This is a genomic window from Buttiauxella warmboldiae (assembly GCF_003818135.1).
In the GTDB taxonomy this organism is placed as follows: domain Bacteria; phylum Pseudomonadota; class Gammaproteobacteria; order Enterobacterales; family Enterobacteriaceae; genus Buttiauxella; species Buttiauxella warmboldiae.
The window spans coordinates 81,734-104,170 of sequence record NZ_RPOH01000025.1 but is presented as its reverse complement, the minus strand read 5'-3'; the positions used below and the strand labels follow the sequence as shown (position 1 = coordinate 104,170).

The following is a 22,437-nucleotide window of genomic DNA, read 5'->3' as shown; positions in this document are numbered from 1 at the left end:
CCTGCTGTATGGCTAAAAAAGGAGCCAACATAGATGCTTTTTATCCTGAAAAAATTTATCGGTGGGCTGCTACTGCCCTTACCTTTTTTATTATTGATGATGGGCGTGGCGCTTGGCTTACTGTGGTTCACCCGCTGGCAAAAAAGTGCCAAAGCGCTATTAAGCTTGAGCTGGTTAGTTTTGCTGCTGCTTAGCCTACAGCCGGTCGCCGATAAAATGCTTAAACCTGTTGAAAATAGTTACCCGACCTGGCACGGCCGCGAGAAAGTGGACTACATCGTGGTTTTAGGCGGCGGCTATACGTGGAACCCAAAATGGGCGCCGAGTTCCAATCTTATCAATAATAGTTTGCCCCGCCTGACCGAAGGCGTGCGTTTATGGCAGGCAAATCCTGGTTCGACGCTAATTTTCACGGGGGCACGAGCGATGACCAATCCGGTGAGTACCGCAGAAGCCGGGGCGCGTGTTGCGGAGAGCTTAGGCGTGCCTCGCTCCCAAATCGTCACGCTGGATGAACCAAAAGATACCGAAGAAGAAGCGGCGGCAGTGGCGAAAGCCATCGGGCAACAGCCATTCTTATTAGTGACTTCCGCTTCCCATCTACCACGGGCGATGATTTTCTTCCGCAATGCCGGTTTGCACCCTATTCCTGCACCAGCTAACCAACTGGCCATTGAATCACCGCTGAATCCCTGGGAGCGCATCATTCCATCACCGGTCTGGTTGATGCACAGCGAGCGCGTCAGTTACGAAATGCTTGGCCGCTTCTGGCAGTGGCTGAAAGGGCCGTCAGGCGATCCAGGGAAGTAAGTTTTTCGCCGCCATATCAAAGGCGGGTCGATTCAACCGGCCCGTCTGTAACAGCTGCGCTACCCCATCCCAAAGCACATACAGCCAGCGCCGCCACAGGAAGGACTCCGCAACCGGCGCGCGTTGCAGGTAATGCCACAACAGGCTTTCCGACTGCCCCGCTTCATACAAGCGAAAAATGTCATATTCACGCGGGGCCCAAAGCGTCATGCCAGGATTGAGCATCGCCAGCAGCTGATCGCTGCGCGCATCTTTCAACATGCTGCTGAGGGTAAAGTTGCCGTGCACCAGCACACAGTTGTCGTTAAAGTCTTCGAACAGGCGCGGCAAACATTCCCGGCTGCGAAACAGAATGCGCCTGTCCTGCATGGTCAGGCCACTGTTGGGATATTGATTGACGGTGGCCCACAGCGTTTCGACGCGCTGCCGATACCATGACGGCCAGATATTTTCCTGGGTACTGTCGACATTCCCGACGCAGCCCCGACTGTCAACGCGATGCCAGCCGAGGAGCCCTTCAACAATTTGATCTTTAAGATGCTCCCAACGATCGGGAGTTCGGGTTGGGGCCTCCACCGGAACGCCGCGCAGGCGCTCCATTAACAGCACATCCGGCCCTGGCGTATCATCATGAGTGACCACCCCATAGACCACCGGCATACGCACCGTACCGTAGCGTGCCAGCATCGAGATTTTCCACGCGAGCTGTGCGGCGATCCCCGGCGTGCTGAAACTTTTCGCCAGCAACGACATCGCCTTTCCGTCGCTGTCATACAGCGACCATAAAGCGCTGTTTGGCTGTTCATTGATGCACTCAATCCGGCTTAGTCTTTCACCCAGCAGATGGCTCAACTCCTTACGTAGCAATTCCATGGCTCATTACCCCTTGTAACACTGGTGTTTTAATAATGAGCCTGCGGATGCGGGATGTCATCTCCTGAGATCAATATGCCGGTTTTTTACGCTAAACGTGGGCAGCTGACGCTTAAAGCATCGCCTGGCGCACGCGCTGCAAATCTTCTGGCGTATCCACGCCAATACTCGGGATCTCTTTCGCGACGGCGACATGGATTTTTTCACCGTTCCACAATACGCGCAGCTGTTCGAGCATTTCGATTTGCTCAAGCTGGCTTGGCTCCCAGGTCACGTAACGACGGATAAAACCGGCGCGATAGCCGTAGATGCCGATGTGGCGTAAAAGCGAATCGCCAATCTTTTCACGCGACTGTGCAAAGCGGTCCCTGTCCCATGGAATGGTCGCACGGGAGAAATAGAGCGCGTACCCCTGCGCATCCATCACCACTTTGACGGCATTTGGGTTAAATGCCTCTTCGGCAGAGTCGATGGGCACCGCCAGCGTCGCCATGCCCGCCTGGCTGTTTGCCAGATTGCGGGCGACCTGGCTGATGATAGCCGGTGGGATCATCGGCTCATCGCCCTGCACGTTGACGATCACGGTATCATCGCTAAAACCACATTTTTCGATAACTTCCGCAAGGCGCTCAGTACCGGACTGGTGATCGGCTCGGGTCATACAAACTTCACCGCCAGCCGCTTCCACCGCACGCGCCACGTCTTCATGGTCGGTTGCCACAATAATGCGTTCAGCGCCCGATTCACGCGCGCGTTCCATTACGTGCACCACCATCGGTTTACCATTGATATCTTTAAGCGGTTTGCCCGGTAAGCGCGTTGAGGCGTAGCGAGCAGGAATTATGGCCACAAAACTCATGGATTTTTCTCGTCAGATGTCAGGACTCGGGCTTCGCTCTCCAGCAGCACGGGGATCCCCTCGCGCAGAGGAAACGCCAGATGGTCAGGTTTGCAGATAAGCTCCTGCTTTTCCTGATTAAAATAGAGCTTGCCGTGACAAACCGGGCAAGCGATGATTTCAAGTAATCGATGATCCATGGTTACTCCAGAATGGCTGCCATCAAAGGCAGGAGGATAACATAACTCGCGCATTCGCCGGGCTAATTTCCCCGCCATCCTCTCATGATGAGGCTGGCTGGACGGAAATATTTCCGGGGCGAATCAAGGCTGCATCCTGCCACTTTTGCGGGTAGTGACCTAAGCGGCTAAACAGAACAAGATAGACGCGACGGGCAACAATATTAATAGTGTCGATTTGCAGCAGCGAGTTTTAAGCAGTAAACCCGATCCCTTTATCGCACCAGCGCCAATAGTGACTGCAATAATTCATCGGCCTGAGGCTGTGAAAGATGCGCATCAACCGGCAGATACCACCAGTTCTCATGACCTGCGGCAAACCCACGGCATTTCACGGCATCTTTTTCCGTCATCAGTAAGGTTTGCCCCGGCTGAACTAATTTTACGACATCATGCTCGGTTAATACCTGGTGGTCTGCCAGAGCGATAGTCTGAACCGGAGCCACGCCGCATTGTTGCAGGGTGGCGAAAAAACGCGGTGGATGGCCGATTCCCGCCATAGCAACGACGTTTTCAAGGGTCTGTACCGAACGGCGTTCTCCCGTTAGCAGATTAACCGCTTCACCGGGATGTAGCCTCATGGCTATCTCGCCAGGTTTCGCGTTACCCCCATTGGTAATAACCGCGTCAACGCAAGCAAGGCGCCCTGCTCGTTCGCGCATCGGGCCGGCGGGAAGCCACCAGCCGTTACCAAAGCGTCTGACGCCGTCAACCACCACAATTTCTTTATCCCGCGCCAGGGCATAATGCTGCAGGCCATCATCGGTGATAATCAACTGCGGCTGAACTTGCTCAACCAGCATTTGTACCGCATCGCTTCTGCGCGGTGCCACGGCTACGGCAACACCAGTGCGCTGGTAGATAAGAACCGGCTCATCTCCTGCCTGATGAGTCGCGGTATTTTGATCGAGCAATAGCGGATAGCGTTCGGATTTCCCGCCATAACCACGAGAGACCACGCCGACGCGAACGCCGCGCTGCTGGAGCTGTTCCACCAGCCAGATAACCACCGGTGTTTTTCCGTTACCGCCGGCGGTCAGGTTGCCCACCACCACCACCGGCACCGGCGCGCGCCAGGCTTTTTTAAGGCCTGAACGATAGGCCAGGCGAATAGCGCCGCTCACCAGGCCATACAGCCAGGAGAGCGGCAATAGCAGAAGATAGAGGGTCGATTTTCCCGACCAGATGCGTTCTATCATGAACCGAATTGCATCCGGTGCAGCTGGGCATAAACCCCACGATGCTCGATAAGCTCTGCATGAGGGCCACGCTCCACGATTCGCCCATCTTCCACCACCACGATTTCATCTGCCTGCTCAATAGTGGATAAGCGGTGGGCAATAACCAGTGAAGTCCGGTTTTTTTGCAGCTCATCAAGGGCTGCCTGAATAGCACGTTCAGATTCGGTATCCAGAGCGGAGGTCGCCTCATCAAGGATCAGAATTGGGCTATCGCGCAATAAGGCGCGGGCGATGGCGATACGCTGACGCTGGCCCCCCGAGAGCAGCACGCCATTTTCCCCAATAACGGTATCCAGGCCATTCTCCATTTTATTGATGAAGTCCATGGCATAAGCCATACGCGCGGCTTTTTCGATATCCTCGCGGCTGTACTGGTCGGCACGCGCATAGGCGATGTTGTTGGCAATGGTATCGTTAAACAGGTGAACGTTCTGGGAAACAAGGGCAACCTGGTTACGTAGCGAAGATAAGGTGTATTCGCGGATATCCACCCCATCAATGGTAATGTTACCTTCCTGGATATCGTAAAAACGCGTCATCAGGCTGGCGATGGTGGATTTACCCGAGCCAGAACGCCCAACCAGAGCCACGGTCTTACCGGCAGGAATGTTCAGGTTGATATTGCGTAAAGCGGGTATTTCGCGTCCTGGGTAGGTAAAGGTCACGTCACGGAATTCAACATCACCTTTCGCACGCTCAATCACCTGCTTGCCTTCGTCTTTCTCTTGCTCAGAATCGAGGATTGAGAACAGCGTCTGACAGGCCGCCATGCCGCGCTGGAACTGGGCGTTAACGTTAGTCAGCGATTTTAGCGGGCGCATCAGCGCGATCATGGAGGAAAACACCACGGTAATAGTACCGGCGGTCAATGTTTCCATCACGCTCGGGAAGCTTGCCGCGTAAATCACGAAAGCCAGCGCCAGCGAAGCAATCAGCTGAATAATGGGGTCAGAAATCGAAGATGCCGATACCAGTTTCATTCCCTGGCGACGCATACGGTTACTGACGTTGTTAAAGCGTTCAGTTTCCACCTGCTGGCCGCCAAAGATCAGCACTTCTTTATGGCCTTTGAGCATCTGCTCCGCGCTGGTCGTCACCTGCCCCATGGTGTTTTGCATGTTTTTGCTGATATTACGGAAGCGTTTGGAGACTAAGCGAATCGCAAAGGAGACGATCGGTGCCAGCACAATCAGAATTAACGACAGCTGCCAGCTGTACCAGAACATCAGTACAAACAGGCCGATAATCGAAGCCCCTTCACGCACCACGGTAATCAGCGCGCCGGAGGACGAGGAAGCCACCTGTTCTGAATCATAGGTAATACGAGACAGCAGCGTCCCGGTGGATTGTTGGTCGAAGAAGGCAACCGGCATCCCCATCATATGGCTGAACAAGCGGCGACGCATGTTCATGACCACCTGCCCGGAAACCCAGGAGATGCAGTAGCTTGAAACATAACTGGTGATACCGCGCATCACCATAAGCCCGATGACCACCAGCGGCATCCATAACAAAACGGATTTATCCGTTTTACCAAAACCATCATCCAGTAACGGTTTGAGCAGCGATAGCATAAAGGTATCGCTGGCTGCGTTGAGGATTAACGCAATCCCAGCCACGATCAGACCTGCTTTAAAAGGCGCAATCATCGGCCACAGGCGGCGGAAGGTCTGCAATGTGGAGAGATCTTTATCGTTCTGCATTAAGTCGAACCAGCATGTGATGAAATAGCCGCATATTCTACCCATTATCCCGGGATACACCAAACCACTGATGATACCAACGGGGTGAAATTTGCGCTCTGAAGCTGTTGATTTGCCATTTATCACTATTTATCTCAATAGTGAGCTGGCCCGATTGCGCAGTGTCGTACCACATGTACCCCTGCGACTGATAGCGTTTAACCACTTTAGCGGAGGGTAAGCGCCAGGCGTTATAACGCGATGTTGATGCCAGCGCGGCCCTTCCCGCCACCGCTCGTAGCAGCGGCGCGGTGGAAGAGGTCCGGCTACCGTGATGGGGCACCTGAATAATATCAGCAGCTAAGAGATCCCATCGCCTCTTGAGCATAGCCAATTCCGCTTCAGCTTCCAGATCGCCGGTCAGTAAAATGCGAAAATGCCCATCGCTGACCATGATTACGCACGAGCCGTTATTCCCCGTCATCACCCGCTCGCCCGGAGGCCAAAGCACGGTAAATTGCAATTTTTGCCATTCCCATTGCTGCCCCATAAAGCAGGGTTGATGCCCTTCCCAGCGCAATGCGCTACGAATAGTCACCGCTGGCCATTCACGTTGCAGCGCGGGTAAACCGCCGCGATGGTCAAGATGTTCATGGCTAATGACTATTTGCTCAAGCGTTAAGTGGTGCCAGCGCAGCCACGGAATAATAATTTGCTGCGCCACATCGCCACCCGGCCAGGCATTGCCGGTGTCATACAAAAACACTTTCCCCTCACGGATAAACGCCATCGCCAGCCCATGCCCAACGTCCAGCATGGTGATTTGCCATGCGCCCTCTTTTTTCTCAGGCCTGATGGAAACAAACAACGACAAAAGCAGCACCATAGCTGAAGCCCAGGAGCTGCGCCACAGCGATAAACGATAGATAATGACGATAAGCCAGCCGCTCAGGCTAAGAGCCTGAAAGCGTTGACCAACGGACAGCCAGCCATCGGGTAGCAACGATAATGCGGTAAAAAGAAGTGCCAGCAGACGGTCAACGCCCCACCACAGATACCCTCCTGCCCACGGAATGCTGGTAAAAACCAGCCCCGCTAATAACAGCGGGACAACCACCAATGAGATCAGCGGCACCGCGATTAAATTTGCCAGCAGGGCGCTAAGACTGATGCCGTGAAAGATAAATATTTGTAACGGCATTAATAAAATCATCATGCCAGTTTGCAGGTGCAGGAGCGCCAGCGGATAACGATAAAACTCGTTAGCTTGCGCAACACAGCGCGGGAGTGGCATCCATTGATACCAGAAGATCAGCGCCGCAACAGCCAGTGCCGATAGCCAAAAACTATCGGATAAAACCGTTAGCGGATCGTAAATCAGAATGCCAGTGATACAGCATAACCACATCTCCCAGCCTGACCAATTCCTGCCCTGTAACCGCAGCACTAGCCAGATAATCACACCAATCAATGCCCTCACGGCGGGAGGATTCCCCCCGGCAAGCCAGGTATAAATACCGGCGGCAAAAACGCTGGCCAGCAACGGCATGCGAAAGTGAATCAGGTGCGCAGGCAACAGCAGCTGCAGTGCGCGCGCGATTAGCCAGCCAACCATGGCGGCCAGTGAAATATGCATCCCGGAAATCGCCATCAGGTGCGCGGTACCGCTCTGGCGCAGTAAGTTTTTCTGCTCATCGCTAACCCCGGAGCGCTCACCGAAAGCCAGTGCCAGAATAACGCCCTGATAGGGCAATGATTGCGTCGCCGTTGCCACCGCAGCAAGCCATCGGGCACGCAAGCTACACTGCTGCGTGATACGCTGAGCTGAAATAATGCGCGCGGTTAATGGCCGGTGCTGTGCGAGAGCATAACGCTGGCTGTCAAAGCCGCCTTCATTAAGCAGCCCATGAACCGGCCGAAGATAAACTTTCATGCGCCAGCGTTGCCCGACGCAAAGGCTATCAGGAAAGTAGCCCTTCTGAACCCTGATGCCCACCGCGGGAAAAATGATTTTTCCCGCAGCCGCGACCATCCGCAGCTCATGTTGTTGTACGCCGTCGCTGCGCTCAATAATGGCTTCAATCACTATGGGTTTACCCGTCCATTCTTCAACGGGCATCAGGGATTGTCTGGCGCAAAAGAGGGCCCAGCAACAGCTCAGCAAGCCCAGCGCGACATAGCGGGTGAATGGATAATTAACGAGTGCAACGCACGGCGCGGCAACCAACAATGTTGCCATCGCTGCTAGCGGTGGCATGGTCGGCAGCCACAGCAGCGGTATGATGCCAATAATGGCGCTGAAACAGTATGCGATAAGGTTCCCCACGACCACCTCCTTGTTGCAGGAAGTCTGCGGGATCACGTCGTGGGGATCAGCCGGGGCTTGCGGCTACTGCGAGAAAGGTTCCTGAGATTTTAGGGGGCGTGGAAGTATGCGGCATAGCTTTGCGACTCGTCCCGGAACGACAAAATTTACCCATAAAAAAACGGCACCCGCGGGCACCGTTCTTAACCACTAAATCCGCAGACTTAGTTGCCGTAAATGTTGGCGCGGTCACGCAACTCTTTACCTGGTTTAAAGTGTGGAACGTATTTACCTTCCAGATCCACTTTATCGCCAGTTTTTGGGTTACGTCCGGTGCGAGGTGCGCGATAGTGTAAGGAAAAGCTGCCGAAACCCCGGATTTCAATACGCTCACCCTGGGCGAGAGTAGAGGCCATATGCTCCAGCATCTCTTTTACTGCATCTTCTACGGCTTTGGCCGGGATGTGAGATTGCGAAGTTGCCAGTCTTTCTATTAATTCTGACTTGGTCATGATTCCTCCGGTTTCCTTCAGGAAAATAGCTTACCGCTATCTATCGAACAAGGGCGGCCGTAGCCGCCCTGATTTAGTGCTCAGACGATTACTCGCCTTTAGCTGCTTTAAATGCTTCAGCCATTGCGTTAGAGAAGTTCGGTGCATCTTCCTGTTTGTTGTTAACAGTAGCGATTGCATCTTTCTCGTCAGCTTCGTCCTTAGCACGAACAGACAGGCTTACAACACGGTTTTTACGGTCAACGCCGGTGAATTTAGCTTCAACGTCGTCGCCTACGCTCAGAACCAGAGTTGCATCTTCAACGCGGTCACGGGAAGCTTCAGAAGCACGCAGGTAGCCTTCTACGCCATCTGCTAATTCAACTGTAGCACCTTTCGCGTCAACTGCTGTTACTTTACCAGTAACGATAGTACCTTTCTTGTTCAGTGCAACGTAGTTGTTGAACGGATCTTCTGCGAGTTGTTTAACACCCAGGGAGATACGCTCACGCTCTGCGTCAACCTGCAGAACCACAGCCGCGATTTCGTCGCCTTTCTTGTATTCACGAACTGCTTCTTCGCCTGTAACGTTCCAGGAGATATCAGACAGGTGAACCAGGCCGTCGATGCCACCGTCCAGGCCGATGAAGATACCGAAGTCAGTGATTGACTTGATTTTACCTTCAACGCGGTCGCCCTTGTTGTGGGTTTCAGCGAACAGCTGCCATGGGTTAGATTTGCACTGCTTCAGACCCAGGGAGATACGACGACGTTCTTCGTCGATATCCAGAACCATCACTTCCACGACATCACCAACGTTAACAACTTTGGATGGGTGGATGTTTTTGTTGGTCCAATCCATTTCGGAAACGTGAACCAGGCCTTCAACGCCTTCTTCGATTTCTACGAAGCAGCCGTAATCAGTCAGGTTAGTCACGCGACCAGTCAGTTTGGTACCTTCTGGATAACGCTTAGCGATAGCGACCCATGGATCTTCGCCCAGCTGTTTCAGACCCAGAGACACACGAGTACGCTCACGGTCGAACTTCAGTACTTTAACGGTAATTTCATCGCCAACATTCACGATTTCGCTTGGATGCTTAACGCGTTTCCATGCCATATCAGTGATGTGCAGCAGGCCGTCAACGCCGCCCAGATCAACGAATGCACCGTAGTCAGTAAGGTTCTTAACGATACCTTTAACTTCCATGCCTTCTTGCAGGTTTTCCAGCAGTTGATCGCGTTCTGCGCTGTTTTCGGATTCGATAACTGCACGACGAGAAACAACAACGTTGTTACGCTTCTGGTCCAGCTTGATGACTTTGAACTCAAGCTCTTTGCCTTCCAGGTGCAGAGTGTCACGTACCGGACGAACATCTACCAGTGAACCTGGCAGGAACGCACGAATACCGTTCAGCTCTACAGTGAAGCCACCCTTAACTTTGCCGTTGATGATACCGACCACAGTCTCAGCTTCTTCGTAAGCTTTTTCCAGCGTGATCCAGGCTTCGTGACGCTTAGCTTTTTCACGGGACAGCAGAGTTTCGCCAAAGCCATCTTCAACAGCGTCCAGAGCAACATCAACTTCGTCACCAACCTGGATTTCCAGTTCGCCAGCAGCATTTTTAAACTGCTCTACAGGAATTGCAGACTCAGATTTCAGACCGGCGTCAACCAGTACGATATCTTTGTCGATAGCAACGACTACGCCACGAACGATGGAACCCGGACGGGTTTCGATTGTTTTCAGGGATTCTTCAAAGAGTTGAGCGAAAGATTCAGTCATGTTGTTAATCTTCAAGGTTCTTTAGTTTAACGTCCATTTAGCATCCCGCCGAATGGGGTTGTTTCACATACCCCGCCATTGGCTCCATGCCGACAGGGTTTAGGTTACAGGGGTAAAAAACTACCCGATATGTCAGGATACCACTATGGCAATATCATGACAAATATGACAAAACAGACACCAGCGCGCTATTCGCTATTGCGCTGGCGTTAAAATTTTCTGCGCGTACGTCAGCGCTTGTTTGATGACTTCCTCAATGGACATGCTGGTGGAGTCCAGCACCAGCGCATCTGCGGCTGGCACTAACGGCGCTACTGCGCGGTTACGGTCACGGTCATCACGTTCTTTTATTTCTGCCAAAAGGCGCTCAAAGTTAACACTAAAGCCCTTCTCCTGCAACTGTAGCATACGCCGGTGAGCGCGCTCTTCAGATGAGGCGTCAAGGAAGATTTTTACCGGGGCGTCAGGGAAAACAACCGTCCCCATATCACGGCCATCAGCAATCAGACCGGGTGCTTCTCTGAAAGCGCGCTGGCGACGCAACAAGGCTTCGCGGACACGCGGGAAAGCAGCGACTTGAGAAGCAGCGTTGGCAACTTCCTGAGTCCGAATTTCCGCGCTCACGTCTTCGCCTTCCAGGATCACTTCCAGATTTCCATTGTTGGCAACAAAGCGCACATCAAGGTGAGCGGCCAGCGGAACCAGCGCATCTTCGGATGCCACATCCACCTGGTGATGCAGGGCCGCCAGTGCCAGAACCCGATAAATAGCACCGGAATCAAGCAGATGCCATTGCAGCGCTTCCGCCATAGCCTTACACAGCGTACCTTTGCCTGCGCCGCTTGGACCATCAATCGTTATTACCGGGGCGGGTGCCGTCATCGTACTCTCCTCTCGCTGGATTTGCGGACCTGAAATATCAACGCCGCATATTATACGCTGCCAGAATCCTGACCGTTACCTTTCCTGCCAATTATCGTCGTTAATAAAGCTGAGTGTAGAAGAATTGCGCAACTTGCGTAAAAGAGCGCAGAAAAGAGTCGTAATGGCGGAGGGAGTCAGGGCTATCAGCAGAGGACGGGCATGAAAGTTTGCCCCGGCACACAATGCAACCGGAGCAAATTCAGAGCGTTATGCGAGCGTGCTAATGCGCGCTAATTGTTCGAAATAGTCCGGGAAAGTTTTCGCGGTACATTTCGGATCGAGGATAGTGACCGGCGTGTCTGACAACGCCACCAGCGAGAAGCACATCGCCATACGGTGATCGTTATAGGTGCCAATTTCAGCCACCTGCAGCTGAGCAGGCGGCGTGACGGTAATATAATCTTCCCCCTCCTCCACCACAGCGCCCACTTTACGCAATTCTGTCGCCATTGCGCTCAGGCGGTCAGTCTCTTTTACACGCCAGTTATAAATATTGCGCAGCGTGGTGGTTCCCCGGGCAAATAGCGCGGCCGTTGCGATAGTCATTGCCGCATCAGGGATATGGTTCATATCCATATCAATGGCGTTGAGTTCGCCGCGTTCACAAGCAATGAAGTCCTCACCCCAGGTGACTTTCGCCCCCATTTTTTCCAGCACATCGGCAAAGCGAATATCGCCCTGTACGCTGTTGCGCCCGATACCGGTTACTTTGACCGTGCCGCCTTTGATCGCGCCGGCCGCGAGGAAGTAAGAGGCAGAAGAGGCATCGCCTTCTACCAGATAAGCCCCCGGTGAGGTGTATTGCTGCCCGCCGCGAATAACAAAACTGCGGTACTCACGGTTTTCCACTGCCACACCAAAGGTTTTCATCAGGTGCAAAGTGATATCAATATAGGGTTTTGATACCAGCTCACCTTTAATGGTGATTTCGGTGTCATTTGCAGCCAGCGGCGCCGTCATTAGCAGCGCCGTCAGGAACTGGCTGGAAACGCTGCCGTCAACGGTCACCTGGCCGCCGCTAAACCCACCCCGTAAACGCAAAGGCGGGTAGTTTTCCTGCTCCAGATAGTCAATCTGCGCGCCGCCCTGACGTAAAGCATCAACCAGATGGCCGATTGGGCGCTCTTTCATACGCGGCTCGCCGGTTAGCACAATATTGTTGCTCCCCAGACACAAAGCCGCCGCCAGCGGACGCATCGCCGTTCCCGCATTGCCGAGGAATAGCTCCAGCTCGCCCGCAGCCCGCAGCGGGCCGCCCATGCCGGTCACTTCGCAACGAGTGCGATCGGCGGAGAGCGTATAGCTGACTCCCAGCGCCTTCAGCGCATTAAGCATATGACGCACGTCGTCACTATCGAGCAAATTAGTCAGCTCAGTCGTGCCATGCGCCAGCGCTGCCAGTAGCAGGGCGCGGTTAGACACACTTTTTGAACCAGGAAGATTAATTGTGCCGTCGACAAGGGCGACAGGTTGTAACGTCAGGGATTCCAGCATGGGGAAAATACTCTCAACTCGAAACAGAATAAAAACCCCGCGAAGCATGTCGCGGGGATATCACAACTCACAGCAATTAACCGTGGCGACGTTCGAAATCGACCATAAAGTGGGTTAATGCTTTAACGCCTTCAAGCGGCATGGCGTTGTAAATCGACGCGCGCATTCCACCAACTACGCGGTGACCTTTCAGCGCATGCAGACCTGCAGCAAAGGACTCTTCAAGGAACACTTTATCCAGCGCGCTATCAGCCAGCTGGAACGGGACGTTCATGCGTGAACGGTTAGCCGGAGCAACATCGTTACGATAGAACTCGCTGTTATCGATGACTCCGTACAACAGTTCAGCTTTCGCCCGGTTAATTTTATCCATGGCTTCTACGCCGCCCTGCTCTTTCAGCCATTTAAACACCAGACCTGACAGATACCAGGCGAACGTGGGTGGGGTGTTAAACATGGAATCATTTTCATTAAGCACGCTGTAATCAAGAATTGACGGGCACGCTTTATGCGCCTTGCCGAGCAAATCTTCACGCACGATGACCAACGTCAGACCCGCCGGGCCGATATTCTTTTGCGCACCAGCGTAAATGACGCCAAAGCGGCTAACATCCATCGGATGCGACAAAATAGAAGATGAGTAGTCAGCGACAACAACCGCATCGCCAAAGTCTGGCGTTTCATGAATAGCGATGCCGTCAATGGTCTCATTTGGGCAGAAATGCAGATAAGCGCTATTTTCAGAAACTTGCCACTCGCTCATCGGCTTGATGGCGCGCAGGCCATCCACGGTTACTTTGGCATCAATAACGTTTGGCGTGCAGTATTTATGGGCTTCTTTTACCGCGCTGCTTGCCCAGTATCCCCCATCAACGTAGTCCGCCGTGGTTTTATCACCCAGCAGGTTTAATGGGACGCCAGCAAACTGGCCGCGGCCGCCGCCGTGGCAGAATAAAACTTTGTAGTTCGAGGGGATTTGCAGCAGATCGCGAAAATCTTGTTCTGCTTCAACAGCAACCTGAATAAACTCTTTACTGCGGTGGCTGATCTCCATTACGGAGGTGCCCAACCCCTGCCAGTCGCAGAGCTCATGTTGCGCACGACGAAGCACGTCAGCCGGCAGCATTGCCGGGCCAGAACTAAAATTGTATACCTGAGTCATTTCCCCTCACCACGCTTAGAGCATTAAGTTTTATCACGCTATCGGTTTTATCACTCAGATGCTGAGGCTGCAACGGTTAATCAGATGTCGCGAGGTAATGTGCGCAAAATCACGCAACACAATCAACCAGCCGCTGAATGAAATGCGCGATATATGCTCGTCAGGTCACGCGCTTAGCGGTACTGGCTTTAACCCACTGTTGACGTTTACAGCGCGGGCATACGGCTTTTGTTCCCGCATTAAACGCCAGCACTTCACTACAGCGGATGCAGGCGTAATCCCCCTTTTCAGGGATCACCTCAAAGCGTTCGTTGCAATATTGCGGCAGGATCGACAAACCGGGCCGGACCCGATCGTCCGGGTAGAAATAGACGCTGATCTGACCATTGGTTTCGAGTATCGCCAGACGCACCTGCCCCAGGTGCTCCACCCCGCGCAGGCGCAGCTCCATAAAGAACTCGAATTCGGTCATATTCTGGGCTTTCATTTTTTCCCAGGCAAACTCGCCGTCTTTAATAACGATCGCAGGTTTCCCTTCAAACAGATCTTCCAGCTTTTCGCTGTGGCTCATTAACCACATCACCAGACGATACAAAGCGGCCAGGGTAATAAACACCACCAGCACCGGCAGCATCGGAACATCGTGATAAAACGCCACATCACCGGCAGCCGAGCCAAGGGTCAGGATAATTAACACTTCAAACAGCGACATCTGACGTACGCCACGTCGCCCGGTAATTTTTAAGAACAGAAAGACAAGAATAAAGGTATAAACGCTGCGAATGGCGACTTCTAATAAGAAGTCAGGGGGCATTTCGTCAAACGCCATACGTTTTAAATCAAAGCTCTTCATTTACACCGCCATAACAGTAGGTTACTGACAGTAAGCATAGCCTGTTATGCTATTGCCGCCTGCTTGCTGCTGACAATGGCGTCAGTGTGCTAAAACCCGTATCATTGCGCGCTTTGCGTACGACAAAAGTGAAACCTCATGACTCAAACCTTTATTCCTGGCAAAGATGCCGCACTGGAAGACTCCATCGCTCGCTTCCAGACTAAGCTTGCCGACCTTGGCTTTAATATAGAAGAAGCTTCCTGGTTAAATCCGGTCCCTAACGTCTGGTCGGTGCATATCCGTGATAAAGACAGCGCGCTGTGCTTTACCAATGGTAAAGGGGCGACCAAAAAAGCGGCACTGGCCTCTGCTCTGGGTGAGTATTTCGAACGTCTGTCGACAAACTATTTCTTTGCTGATTTCTGGCTGGGCAAAACCCTCGCCAATGGCCCGTTTGTGCATTATCCAAACGAGAAATGGTTCCCCATTCCCGAAGACGAGCAGCTGCCGGAAGGCATTCTCGATGACCGCCTGCGTGCATTCTACGATCCTGAGAACGAAGTCACTGCGGGCATGCTTATCGACCTGCAGTCGGGCAATGAAGAGCGCGGTATCTGTGCGCTGCCATTTACCCGCCAGTCCGATCAAGAAACTGTTTATATCCCGATGAATATCATCGGCAACCTGTACGTTTCCAACGGGATGTCCGCGGGCAATACGGCAAACGAAGCGCGCGTGCAGGGGCTGTCAGAAGTTTTTGAACGCCACATTAAAAATCGTATTATTGCTGAAAGCATCAGCCTGCCGGAAATTCCGCAGGAAGTGCTGGCGCGATACCCAGGCGTGGTTGAGTCCATTGCCACGCTTGAAGCGGAAGGTTTCCCAATCTTTGCCTACGACGGCTCGTTAGGCGGCAAATATCCGGTTATCTGCGTGGTGTTGTTCAACCCGGCAAATGGCACCTGTTTCGCCTCGTTTGGCGCGCATCCTGATTTTGGTGTGGCGCTGGAACGCACGGTGACCGAGCTGTTACAAGGGCGTGGCCTGAAAGATCTGGATGTGTTCACGCCACCCACATTCGACGATGAAGAAGTCGCCGAGCATGCAAACCTTGAAACTCACTTTATCGACTCAAGCGGCCTTATCTCCTGGGATATGTTCAAGCAGGATGCTGACTATCCGTTTGTTGACTGGAACTTCTCCGGTACTACCGAAGAAGAGTTCGCCACTTTGATGGCCATCTTTGACGCAGAAGATCAAGAAGTGTATATCGCCGATTACCAGCATCTGGATGTCTACGCCTGCCGTATTATCGTGCCGGGCATGTCGGATATTTATCCTGCGGAAGATCTGCTGCTTGCCAATAACAACATGGGCTATCACCTGCGCGATACGATTCTGGCTTTGCCGGGAAGCGGGTGGGAAAAGCAAGATTATCTGGATCTCATCTCTCAGTTAGATGAAGAAGGCCATGATGACTTTACCCGCGTGCGCGAGCTGCTGGGCCTGGCAACCGGTAAAGACAACGGCTGGTACACGCTGCGTATTGGTGAGCTCAAGGCCATGCTGGCTCTGGCGGGGGGGGACACCGAACAGGCGCTGATCTGGACTGAATGGACGATGGAGTTCAACGCCTCTATTTTCAGCGCTGAACGCGCCAACTACTACCGCTGCCTGCAAACCTTGCTGCTGCTGGCGATGGAAGAAGACCGCCAGCCGCTGCAGTACCTGAATGCCTTCATGCGTATGTACGGTGCGCAAACGGTTGAAGCGGCAAGTGCTGCGCTGAGCGGTGAAGCGCCATTCTATGGCTTGCAAGCTGTCGATAGCGATCTGAAAGCCTTCCCTGCCCATCAGGCATTGTTAAGCGCCTATGAAAAGCTGCAGCGCGCAAAAGCAGCTTTCTGGAAATAACGAAATTAAAGCGTGAGTAAAGATGTGTAAACCATAAGGTTTACGCTATATTACGGGGCGATTTTTATTGCCCCGTGTATTTATTGGCGACGCAATCCTTTCATTTGTAGGTCAATGATTAAAGATTGATGAAATATTGTTATTTTAAATAATAAATGTTGTTGCCAAATTATTGAAATACTCCATTCTAATTAACCCGATACAGGAGCAGCGAGACTAAATATCAAATTACATTATAAAATTTAAAATTTATTTTTATCATTTAAATCAATAATTTAAACTGAAAATTAGCTAAATACCTGCTTTTTTCAGGCCTATAAGCTTGGCGAGATATGATCCATATCAAATTTTACTCTATAATGCTTTGTTAGTATCTCGTCGCCGAATTAAATAAGAGAGAGTTAGTGTGAAAGCTGACAACCCTTTTGATCTATTGCTCCCAGCTGCCATGGCGAAAGTCGCCGAAGACGCTGGCGTCTATAAAGCAACAAAACACCCGCTGACCACGTTTTATTTAGCGATCACCGCGGGGATGTTCATCTCGATTGCCTTTGTCTTTTACATCACCGCCACCACCGGTACTGCAACCATTCCGTTTGGTATCGCAAAGCTGATTGGCGGCACATGCTTCTCCTTAGGGCTTATCCTGTGTGTTATCTGCGGCGCCGACCTTTTCACCTCTACGGTGTTAATCGTGGTTGCAAAAGCCAGCGGGCGTATCACCTGGGGTCAGCTAGCCAGGAACTGGATTAACGTCTACTTCGGTAACCTGATTGGTGCCTTGCTATTCGTGGTGTTGATCTGGTTGTCAGGCATGTATATGACAGCAAACGGTGCCTGGGGTCTGAATGTGCTTCAAACCGCAGACCACAAAATGCATCACACCTTTATTGAAGCTGTGTGCCTCGGCATTCTGGCTAACCTGATGGTCTGTCTGGCCGTCTGGATGAGCTATTCCGGCCGCAGTTTGATGGACAAGATGTTTGCTATGATCCTCCCGGTCGCCATGTTTGTTGCCTGTGGTTTTGAGCACAGTATCGCAAACATGTTTATGATCCCTCTGGGTATCGTAGTACGCAACTTTGCAAGCCCGGAATTCTGGACCGCAGTTGGGTCGTCTCCGGACAATTTCACACACTTAACCGTGTTAAACTTCATCACTGATAACTTAATCCCCGTGACTATCGGGAATATCATCGGCGGTGGTTTACTGGTTGGGTTGACGTACTGGGTAATTTATCTGCGCGGTGGCGATAAGCACTAAGTGCTTGCCATTGCTCAGGGAATAAGAAATCCACATTAGAAGGTAGGTGTTAAATGTCCGAGCTTAATGAGAAGTTAGCCACAGCCTGGGAAGGTTTTGCCAAAGGCGACTGGCAGAATGAAGTCAACGTGCGTGACTTTATTCAGAAAAACTACACCCCTTACGAGGGTGACGAGTCCTTCCTGGCAGGTGCTACTGAAGCAACTACCACTCTGTGGGACAGCGTTATGGAAGGCGTTAAACAGGAAAACCGCACTCACGCGCCTGTTGACTTCGACACTGACCTCGCTTCCACCATCACCTCTCATGATGCTGGTTACATCAACAAGTCCCTCGAAACTATCGTGGGCTTGCAGACTGATGCTCCACTGAAACGTGCCATTATTCCGTTCGGTGGCATCAAAATGGTTGAAGGTTCTTGCAAAGTATACGGTCGCGAACTTGACCCAATGCTGAAAAAGATCTTCACCGAATACCGTAAAACCCACAACCAGGGTGTGTTTGACGTTTATACCAAAGACATCCTGAACTGCCGTAAATCAGGCGTAATCACTGGCCTGCCAGATGCTTACGGCCGTGGTCGTATCATCGGTGACTACCGTCGCGTTGCGCTGTACGGTATCGACTTCCTGATGAAAGACAAGTTTGCTCAGTTCAACTCTCTGCAGACCAAACTGGAAAACGGCGAAGACCTGGAAGCAACTATCCGTCTGCGCGAAGAGATCTCCGAGCAGCACCGCGCTCTGGGTCAGATCAAAGAGATGGCGGCTAAATACGGCTGCGATATCTCTGGTCCGGCTAAAAACGCTCAGGAAGCTATTCAGTGGACTTACTTCGGCTACCTGGCTGCGGTTAAATCTCAGAACGGCGCTGCAATGTCCTTCGGTCGCGTATCCACCTTCCTGGATGCTTACATCGAACGTGACCTGAAAGCGGGCAAAATCACCGAGCTTGAAGCACAGGAAATGATTGACCACCTGGTCATGAAACTGCGTATGGTTCGCTTCCTGCGTACCCCTGAGTATGATGAGCTGTTCTCTGGCGACCCAATCTGGGCGACAGAATCTATCGCCGGTATGGGCGTAGATGGCCGTACTCTGGTTACCAAATCCAGCTTCCGTTTCCTGAACACCCTGTACACCATGGGGCCGTCTCCGGAGCCGAACATTACTATTCTGTGGTCTGAAAAACTGCCACTGAACTTTAAGAAATACGCGGCTAAAGTTTCCATCGATACCTCTTCTCTGCAATACGAGAACGACGATCTGATGCGCCCTGACTTTAACAACGATGACTACGCAATCGCATGCTGCGTAAGCCCAATGGTTGTTGGTAAGCAAATGCAGTTCTTCGGTGCTCGTGCTAACCTCGCGAAAACCATGCTGTATGCAATCAACGGCGGCGTTGATGAAAAACTGAAACTGCAGATCGGCCCTAAAGAAGCGCCAATCATGGCTGATGTTCTGGACTATGATAACGTTCTGGATCGTCTGGACCACTTCATGGACTGGCTGGCTAAACAGTACGTCACCGCGCTGAACATCATTCACTACATGCATGATAAGTACAGCTACGAAGCGTCCCTGATGGCTCTGCATGACCGTGACGTAGTTCGCACCATGGCTTGTGGTATCGCGGGTCTGTCTGTTGCAGCTGACTCCCTGTCTGCAATCAAATACGCGAAAGTTAAACCTATCCGTGACGAAGACGGCCTGGCTGTAGACTTCGAAATCGAAGGCGAATACCCGCAGTTCGGTAACAACGATTCTCGCGTAGATGACATCGCTGTTGACCTGGTAGAACGTTTCATGAAGAAAATTCAGAAACTGACTACTTACCGTAACGCTATCCCGACTCAGTCCGTTCTGACCATCACCTCTAACGTGGTTTATGGTAAGAAAACCGGTAACACCCCGGACGGTCGTCGCGCTGGCGCGCCATTCGGTCCAGGTGCTAACCCAATGCACGGCCGTGACCAGAAAGGTGCTGTTGCCTCTCTGACTTCCGTTGCTAAACTACCGTTTGCTTACGCTAAAGATGGTATCTCTTATACCTTCTCTATCGTTCCTAACGCGCTGGGTAAAGACGACGAAGTGCGTAAAACTAACCTCGCGGGTCTGATGGATGGTTACTTCCACCACGAAGCGTCCATCGAAGGTGGCCAACACCTGAACGTGAACGTTATGAACCGTGAAATGCTGCTGGATGCGATGGAAAACCCTGAGAAATATCCTCAGCTGACCATTCGTGTATCTGGTTACGCGGTACGTTTTAACTCCCTGACTAAAGAACAGCAGCAGGACGTTATTACCCGTACCTTCACTCAAACCATGTAATTCACGGTTTGTCTGAAAAGGCGTAGAATAAAGGCTCCACTTCGGTGGGGCCTTTTCTTATCTCAGAACCGGTTTTGCACGATAACTGCTACGTTTAAGTTATCGCGCAAAACTGATTCGACGCGGCAATCTGTACACAGACCGCGCTCAACCGGGTTCCTGTTTTAAAGCACGAGCCCATACTGGAGAGAACACCGCAATGTCAGTAATTGGCCGAATTCATTCCTTTGAATCCTGCGGAACCGTGGATGGTCCCGGCATTCGTTTTATCACCTTCTTCCAGGGCTGCCTGATGCGCTGCCTGTATTGCCATAACCGTGATACCTGGGACACCCACAGCGGCAAAGAGATAACCGTTGAAGAGCTGATGAAAGAGGTGGTGACCTATCGCCACTTTATGAATGCGTCGGGTGGTGGCGTCACGGCCTCCGGCGGCGAAGCCATGCTGCAGGCCGAGTTCGTGCGCGACTGGTTCCGCGCCTGTCGCCAGGAAGGCATTCATACCTGCCTGGATACCAACGGTTTTGTACGTCGCTACGATCCGGTGGTTGATGAATTACTCGAAGTCACCGACCTGGTGATGCTGGATTTAAAACAGATGAATGATGAGATCCACCAGCATCTGGTTGGCGTCTCGAATCACCGCACGCTGGAATTTGCACGCTACCTTGCAGATAAAAACGTGAATGTCTGGATCCGCTACGTGGTCGTGCCGGGTTGGTCAGACGATGATGACTCGGCGCATCGCCTTGGCGAATTCACGCGTGATATGGGCAATGTCGAGAAGATTGAGCTTTTGCCATACCATGAACTGGGCAAACACAAATGGGTGGCGATGGGTGAAGAGTACAAGCTTGACGGCGTGCATCCACCGAAGAAAGAGACCATGGAACGCGTGAAAGGTATTCTGGAGCAGTATGGTCACAAGGTGATGTACTGACTTTGCCACATTAGCAATATGGCCCTCATGCTGAATGAGGGCCATTTTTATCAGGCATGGGCAATCGGTGTGGTATGCGCCCCTGCTTTGCGCAGTAACATCAGCAGGTATACAAACGCCACGCCGGCAATCATCACAAACAGTAAACTGTCTGAGTAGCTTTGCATCAGCATCGAGGTCAAGGTTGGGCCCAGCAAGCTGCCCACGGTATAGCTCAATAACAGAGCCTGATTCATGGCGACCAGCTGGTGGTGCTCCACTTTTTCACAAGCCCAGGCCATCGCTACCGGATACAGCGTAAACCCAGCCGCCCCCAGCACAAACAGTGTTGGCCCCATTGCGGCATGAGTTAGCATCGCCATGCAGCCCAGAATAACCACGAACACCTGAACTCGCAGCACCAGCAAACGGCCAAAACGATCGGCCAGGCGCCCTACCGGCCACTGCCCGACAATGCCCGCACTGACCATCACCGCCATCCAGAAACCAATGCCCGCATCGCTGACGCCCTGATGATTTAAATACAGCGGCATTAATCCGTACAGCGAACCCAGAACAATCCCGGAAATAATGCAGCCGTTCACGCCAAGGCGCGCGTGGCGCAGGCGCAGCATCGGCCAGACCGGTGTCGCCTCCTGATTTTCACTGCGATCGTTCACAATACGGGTGAACAGCAGCGGAAGAATAGCGCTCAGAATCAGCGCGGTTACCCCTGGCAGAACGCTGGCTAAATCCGTGGGCATTTTGCTTATCAACAGTTGACCCAGCACGGTGCCTACGTAATAAACCATCATGTATGCCGCCAGCAGGCGTCCGCGATTACGCGAAGTCCCGCTGCACATCAGCGCACTTTCCACCACTACCCAAATCATCGCGCAGCCAACCCCGGCAATGAAACGCCACGCCATCCAGCTCCAGAAACCGGTCATTAATCCCAGCCCTGCGCAACCAGCGGCAAAAATCAGCGAGGCCAGATAGTAGCTGCGGTTAAAACCCTGACGCTTAATCAGCCAGCCGGTCAGCAAAGTTCCGAGCAGGTTGCCGGTAAAATAGGACGACCCCACCATCCCGACTTGCCAGGTTGGCAGATGCTCATGGGCTAACCAGAGTGGAACCAGCGTATTTAATACCGCAATCGCCAGGGTCAAAAGCATCAGACCACAGAGCAAAAGCAGCACCGGTCGGGTATAGGTGGACATGTAAAAAAAACCGCGAGGAAGAGAAGAAATTGCGCGCATCATGCCAGCGGAAAAAAGATTGTCAATCCAGCGCTGGCAGGGCCTGGCGCGATTTGCAGGCTGTC

At 52.4% G+C, this 22,437-nt stretch carries 18 protein-coding genes; 5 read left to right on the top strand and 13 right to left on the bottom strand.

Features of this window, described 5'->3' with window-relative positions:
• Positions 1 to 33 precede the first annotated feature (33 nt).
• The gene (gene elyC, locus EHN07_RS07760; protein ID WP_124023600.1) at positions 34 to 810 is read left to right on the top strand and encodes an envelope biogenesis factor ElyC; all 777 of its coding nucleotides are present in this window, start codon (positions 34 to 36) and stop codon (positions 808 to 810) included.
• Here elyC and EHN07_RS07755 read toward each other — a convergent pair.
• From EHN07_RS07755 to EHN07_RS07700, 12 genes are all read right to left on the bottom strand, one after another.
• The gene (locus tag EHN07_RS07755) at positions 790 to 1,683 is read right to left on the bottom strand and encodes a YcbJ family phosphotransferase (protein ID WP_124023599.1); all 894 of its coding nucleotides are present in this window, start codon (positions 1,681 to 1,683) and stop codon (positions 790 to 792) included. The genes elyC and EHN07_RS07755 overlap by 21 nt on opposite strands.
• 112 nt (positions 1,684 to 1,795) lie before the next feature.
• The gene (gene kdsB / locus EHN07_RS07750; protein ID WP_124023598.1) at positions 1,796 to 2,542 is read right to left on the bottom strand and encodes a 3-deoxy-manno-octulosonate cytidylyltransferase; all 747 of its coding nucleotides are present in this window, start codon (positions 2,540 to 2,542) and stop codon (positions 1,796 to 1,798) included.
• A complete protein-coding gene (ycaR, locus tag EHN07_RS07745; RefSeq protein ID WP_124023597.1) occupies positions 2,539 to 2,721 on the bottom strand; it encodes a protein YcaR in 183 nt (60 codons plus the stop codon). The genes kdsB and ycaR overlap by 4 nt, the downstream gene beginning before the upstream one ends.
• A 254-nt stretch (positions 2,722 to 2,975) precedes the next feature.
• Positions 2,976 to 3,959 carry a tetraacyldisaccharide 4'-kinase gene (gene lpxK / locus EHN07_RS07740; protein ID WP_124023596.1) on the bottom strand — a complete coding sequence of 328 codons (984 nt, stop codon included), beginning with the start codon at positions 3,957 to 3,959 and terminating at the stop codon, positions 2,976 to 2,978.
• Positions 3,956 to 5,704: a lipid A ABC transporter ATP-binding protein/permease MsbA gene (gene msbA, locus EHN07_RS07735; RefSeq protein WP_124023595.1), complete on the bottom strand. Its 1,749-nt coding sequence runs from the start codon at positions 5,702 to 5,704 to the stop codon at positions 3,956 to 3,958. The genes lpxK and msbA overlap by 4 nt, the downstream gene beginning before the upstream one ends.
• A 37-nt stretch (positions 5,705 to 5,741) precedes the next feature.
• On the bottom strand, positions 5,742 to 8,009 hold the full coding sequence (locus EHN07_RS07730; protein ID WP_279630489.1) for a ComEC family protein: 2,268 nt from the start codon (positions 8,007 to 8,009) through the stop codon (positions 5,742 to 5,744).
• A gap of 203 nt (positions 8,010 to 8,212) precedes the next feature.
• A complete protein-coding gene (gene ihfB / locus EHN07_RS07725) occupies positions 8,213 to 8,500 on the bottom strand; it encodes an integration host factor subunit beta (RefSeq protein ID WP_034494322.1) in 288 nt (95 codons plus the stop codon).
• An 88-nt stretch (positions 8,501 to 8,588) separates the two neighbouring features.
• Positions 8,589 to 10,265, bottom strand: coding sequence for a 30S ribosomal protein S1 (gene rpsA / locus EHN07_RS07720; protein WP_124023594.1), 1,677 nt, complete (start codon positions 10,263 to 10,265; stop codon positions 8,589 to 8,591).
• A 195-nt stretch (positions 10,266 to 10,460) separates the two neighbouring features.
• Entirely contained in the window at positions 10,461 to 11,147 is a 687-nt protein-coding gene (gene cmk / locus EHN07_RS07715; protein WP_124023593.1) for a (d)CMP kinase, read from the bottom strand.
• A gap of 249 nt (positions 11,148 to 11,396) precedes the next feature.
• Positions 11,397 to 12,680: a 3-phosphoshikimate 1-carboxyvinyltransferase gene (aroA, locus tag EHN07_RS07710; protein ID WP_124023612.1), complete on the bottom strand. Its 1,284-nt coding sequence runs from the start codon at positions 12,678 to 12,680 to the stop codon at positions 11,397 to 11,399.
• Positions 12,681 to 12,759: 79 nt separating this feature from the next.
• Positions 12,760 to 13,845, bottom strand: a complete 1,086-nt coding sequence (gene serC / locus EHN07_RS07705) for a 3-phosphoserine/phosphohydroxythreonine transaminase (protein WP_124023592.1) — start codon at positions 13,843 to 13,845, stop codon at positions 12,760 to 12,762.
• 160 nt (positions 13,846 to 14,005) lie between these two features.
• Positions 14,006 to 14,698: a DUF421 domain-containing protein gene (locus EHN07_RS07700; RefSeq protein ID WP_124023591.1), complete on the bottom strand. Its 693-nt coding sequence runs from the start codon at positions 14,696 to 14,698 to the stop codon at positions 14,006 to 14,008.
• A gap of 138 nt (positions 14,699 to 14,836) precedes the next feature.
• Here EHN07_RS07700 and ycaO point away from each other — a divergent pair, with 138 nt between their 5' ends.
• The 4 genes from ycaO (at position 14,837) to pflA (ending at position 21,134) form a co-directional block, all read left to right on the top strand.
• The gene (gene ycaO, locus EHN07_RS07695; protein WP_124023590.1) at positions 14,837 to 16,594 is read left to right on the top strand and encodes a 30S ribosomal protein S12 methylthiotransferase accessory factor YcaO; all 1,758 of its coding nucleotides are present in this window, start codon (positions 14,837 to 14,839) and stop codon (positions 16,592 to 16,594) included.
• 406 nt (positions 16,595 to 17,000) lie between these two features.
• The gene (focA, locus tag EHN07_RS07690; RefSeq protein WP_124023589.1) at positions 17,001 to 17,858 is read left to right on the top strand and encodes a formate transporter FocA; all 858 of its coding nucleotides are present in this window, start codon (positions 17,001 to 17,003) and stop codon (positions 17,856 to 17,858) included.
• Between the two features lie 53 nt (positions 17,859 to 17,911).
• Positions 17,912 to 20,194 carry a formate C-acetyltransferase gene (gene pflB, locus EHN07_RS07685; RefSeq protein WP_124023588.1) on the top strand — a complete coding sequence of 761 codons (2,283 nt, stop codon included), beginning with the start codon at positions 17,912 to 17,914 and terminating at the stop codon, positions 20,192 to 20,194.
• A 199-nt stretch (positions 20,195 to 20,393) separates the two neighbouring features.
• A complete protein-coding gene (pflA, locus tag EHN07_RS07680; protein ID WP_124023587.1) occupies positions 20,394 to 21,134 on the top strand; it encodes a pyruvate formate lyase 1-activating protein in 741 nt (246 codons plus the stop codon).
• A 50-nt stretch (positions 21,135 to 21,184) separates the two neighbouring features.
• On the opposite strand, the gene EHN07_RS07675 is transcribed toward pflA, so the two are convergent.
• Positions 21,185 to 22,333 (bottom strand): MFS transporter, encoded by a 1,149-nt coding sequence (locus tag EHN07_RS07675; protein ID WP_124023586.1) that lies wholly within the window; start codon positions 22,331 to 22,333, stop codon positions 21,185 to 21,187.
• Between the last annotated feature and the right edge of the window lie 104 nt (positions 22,334 to 22,437).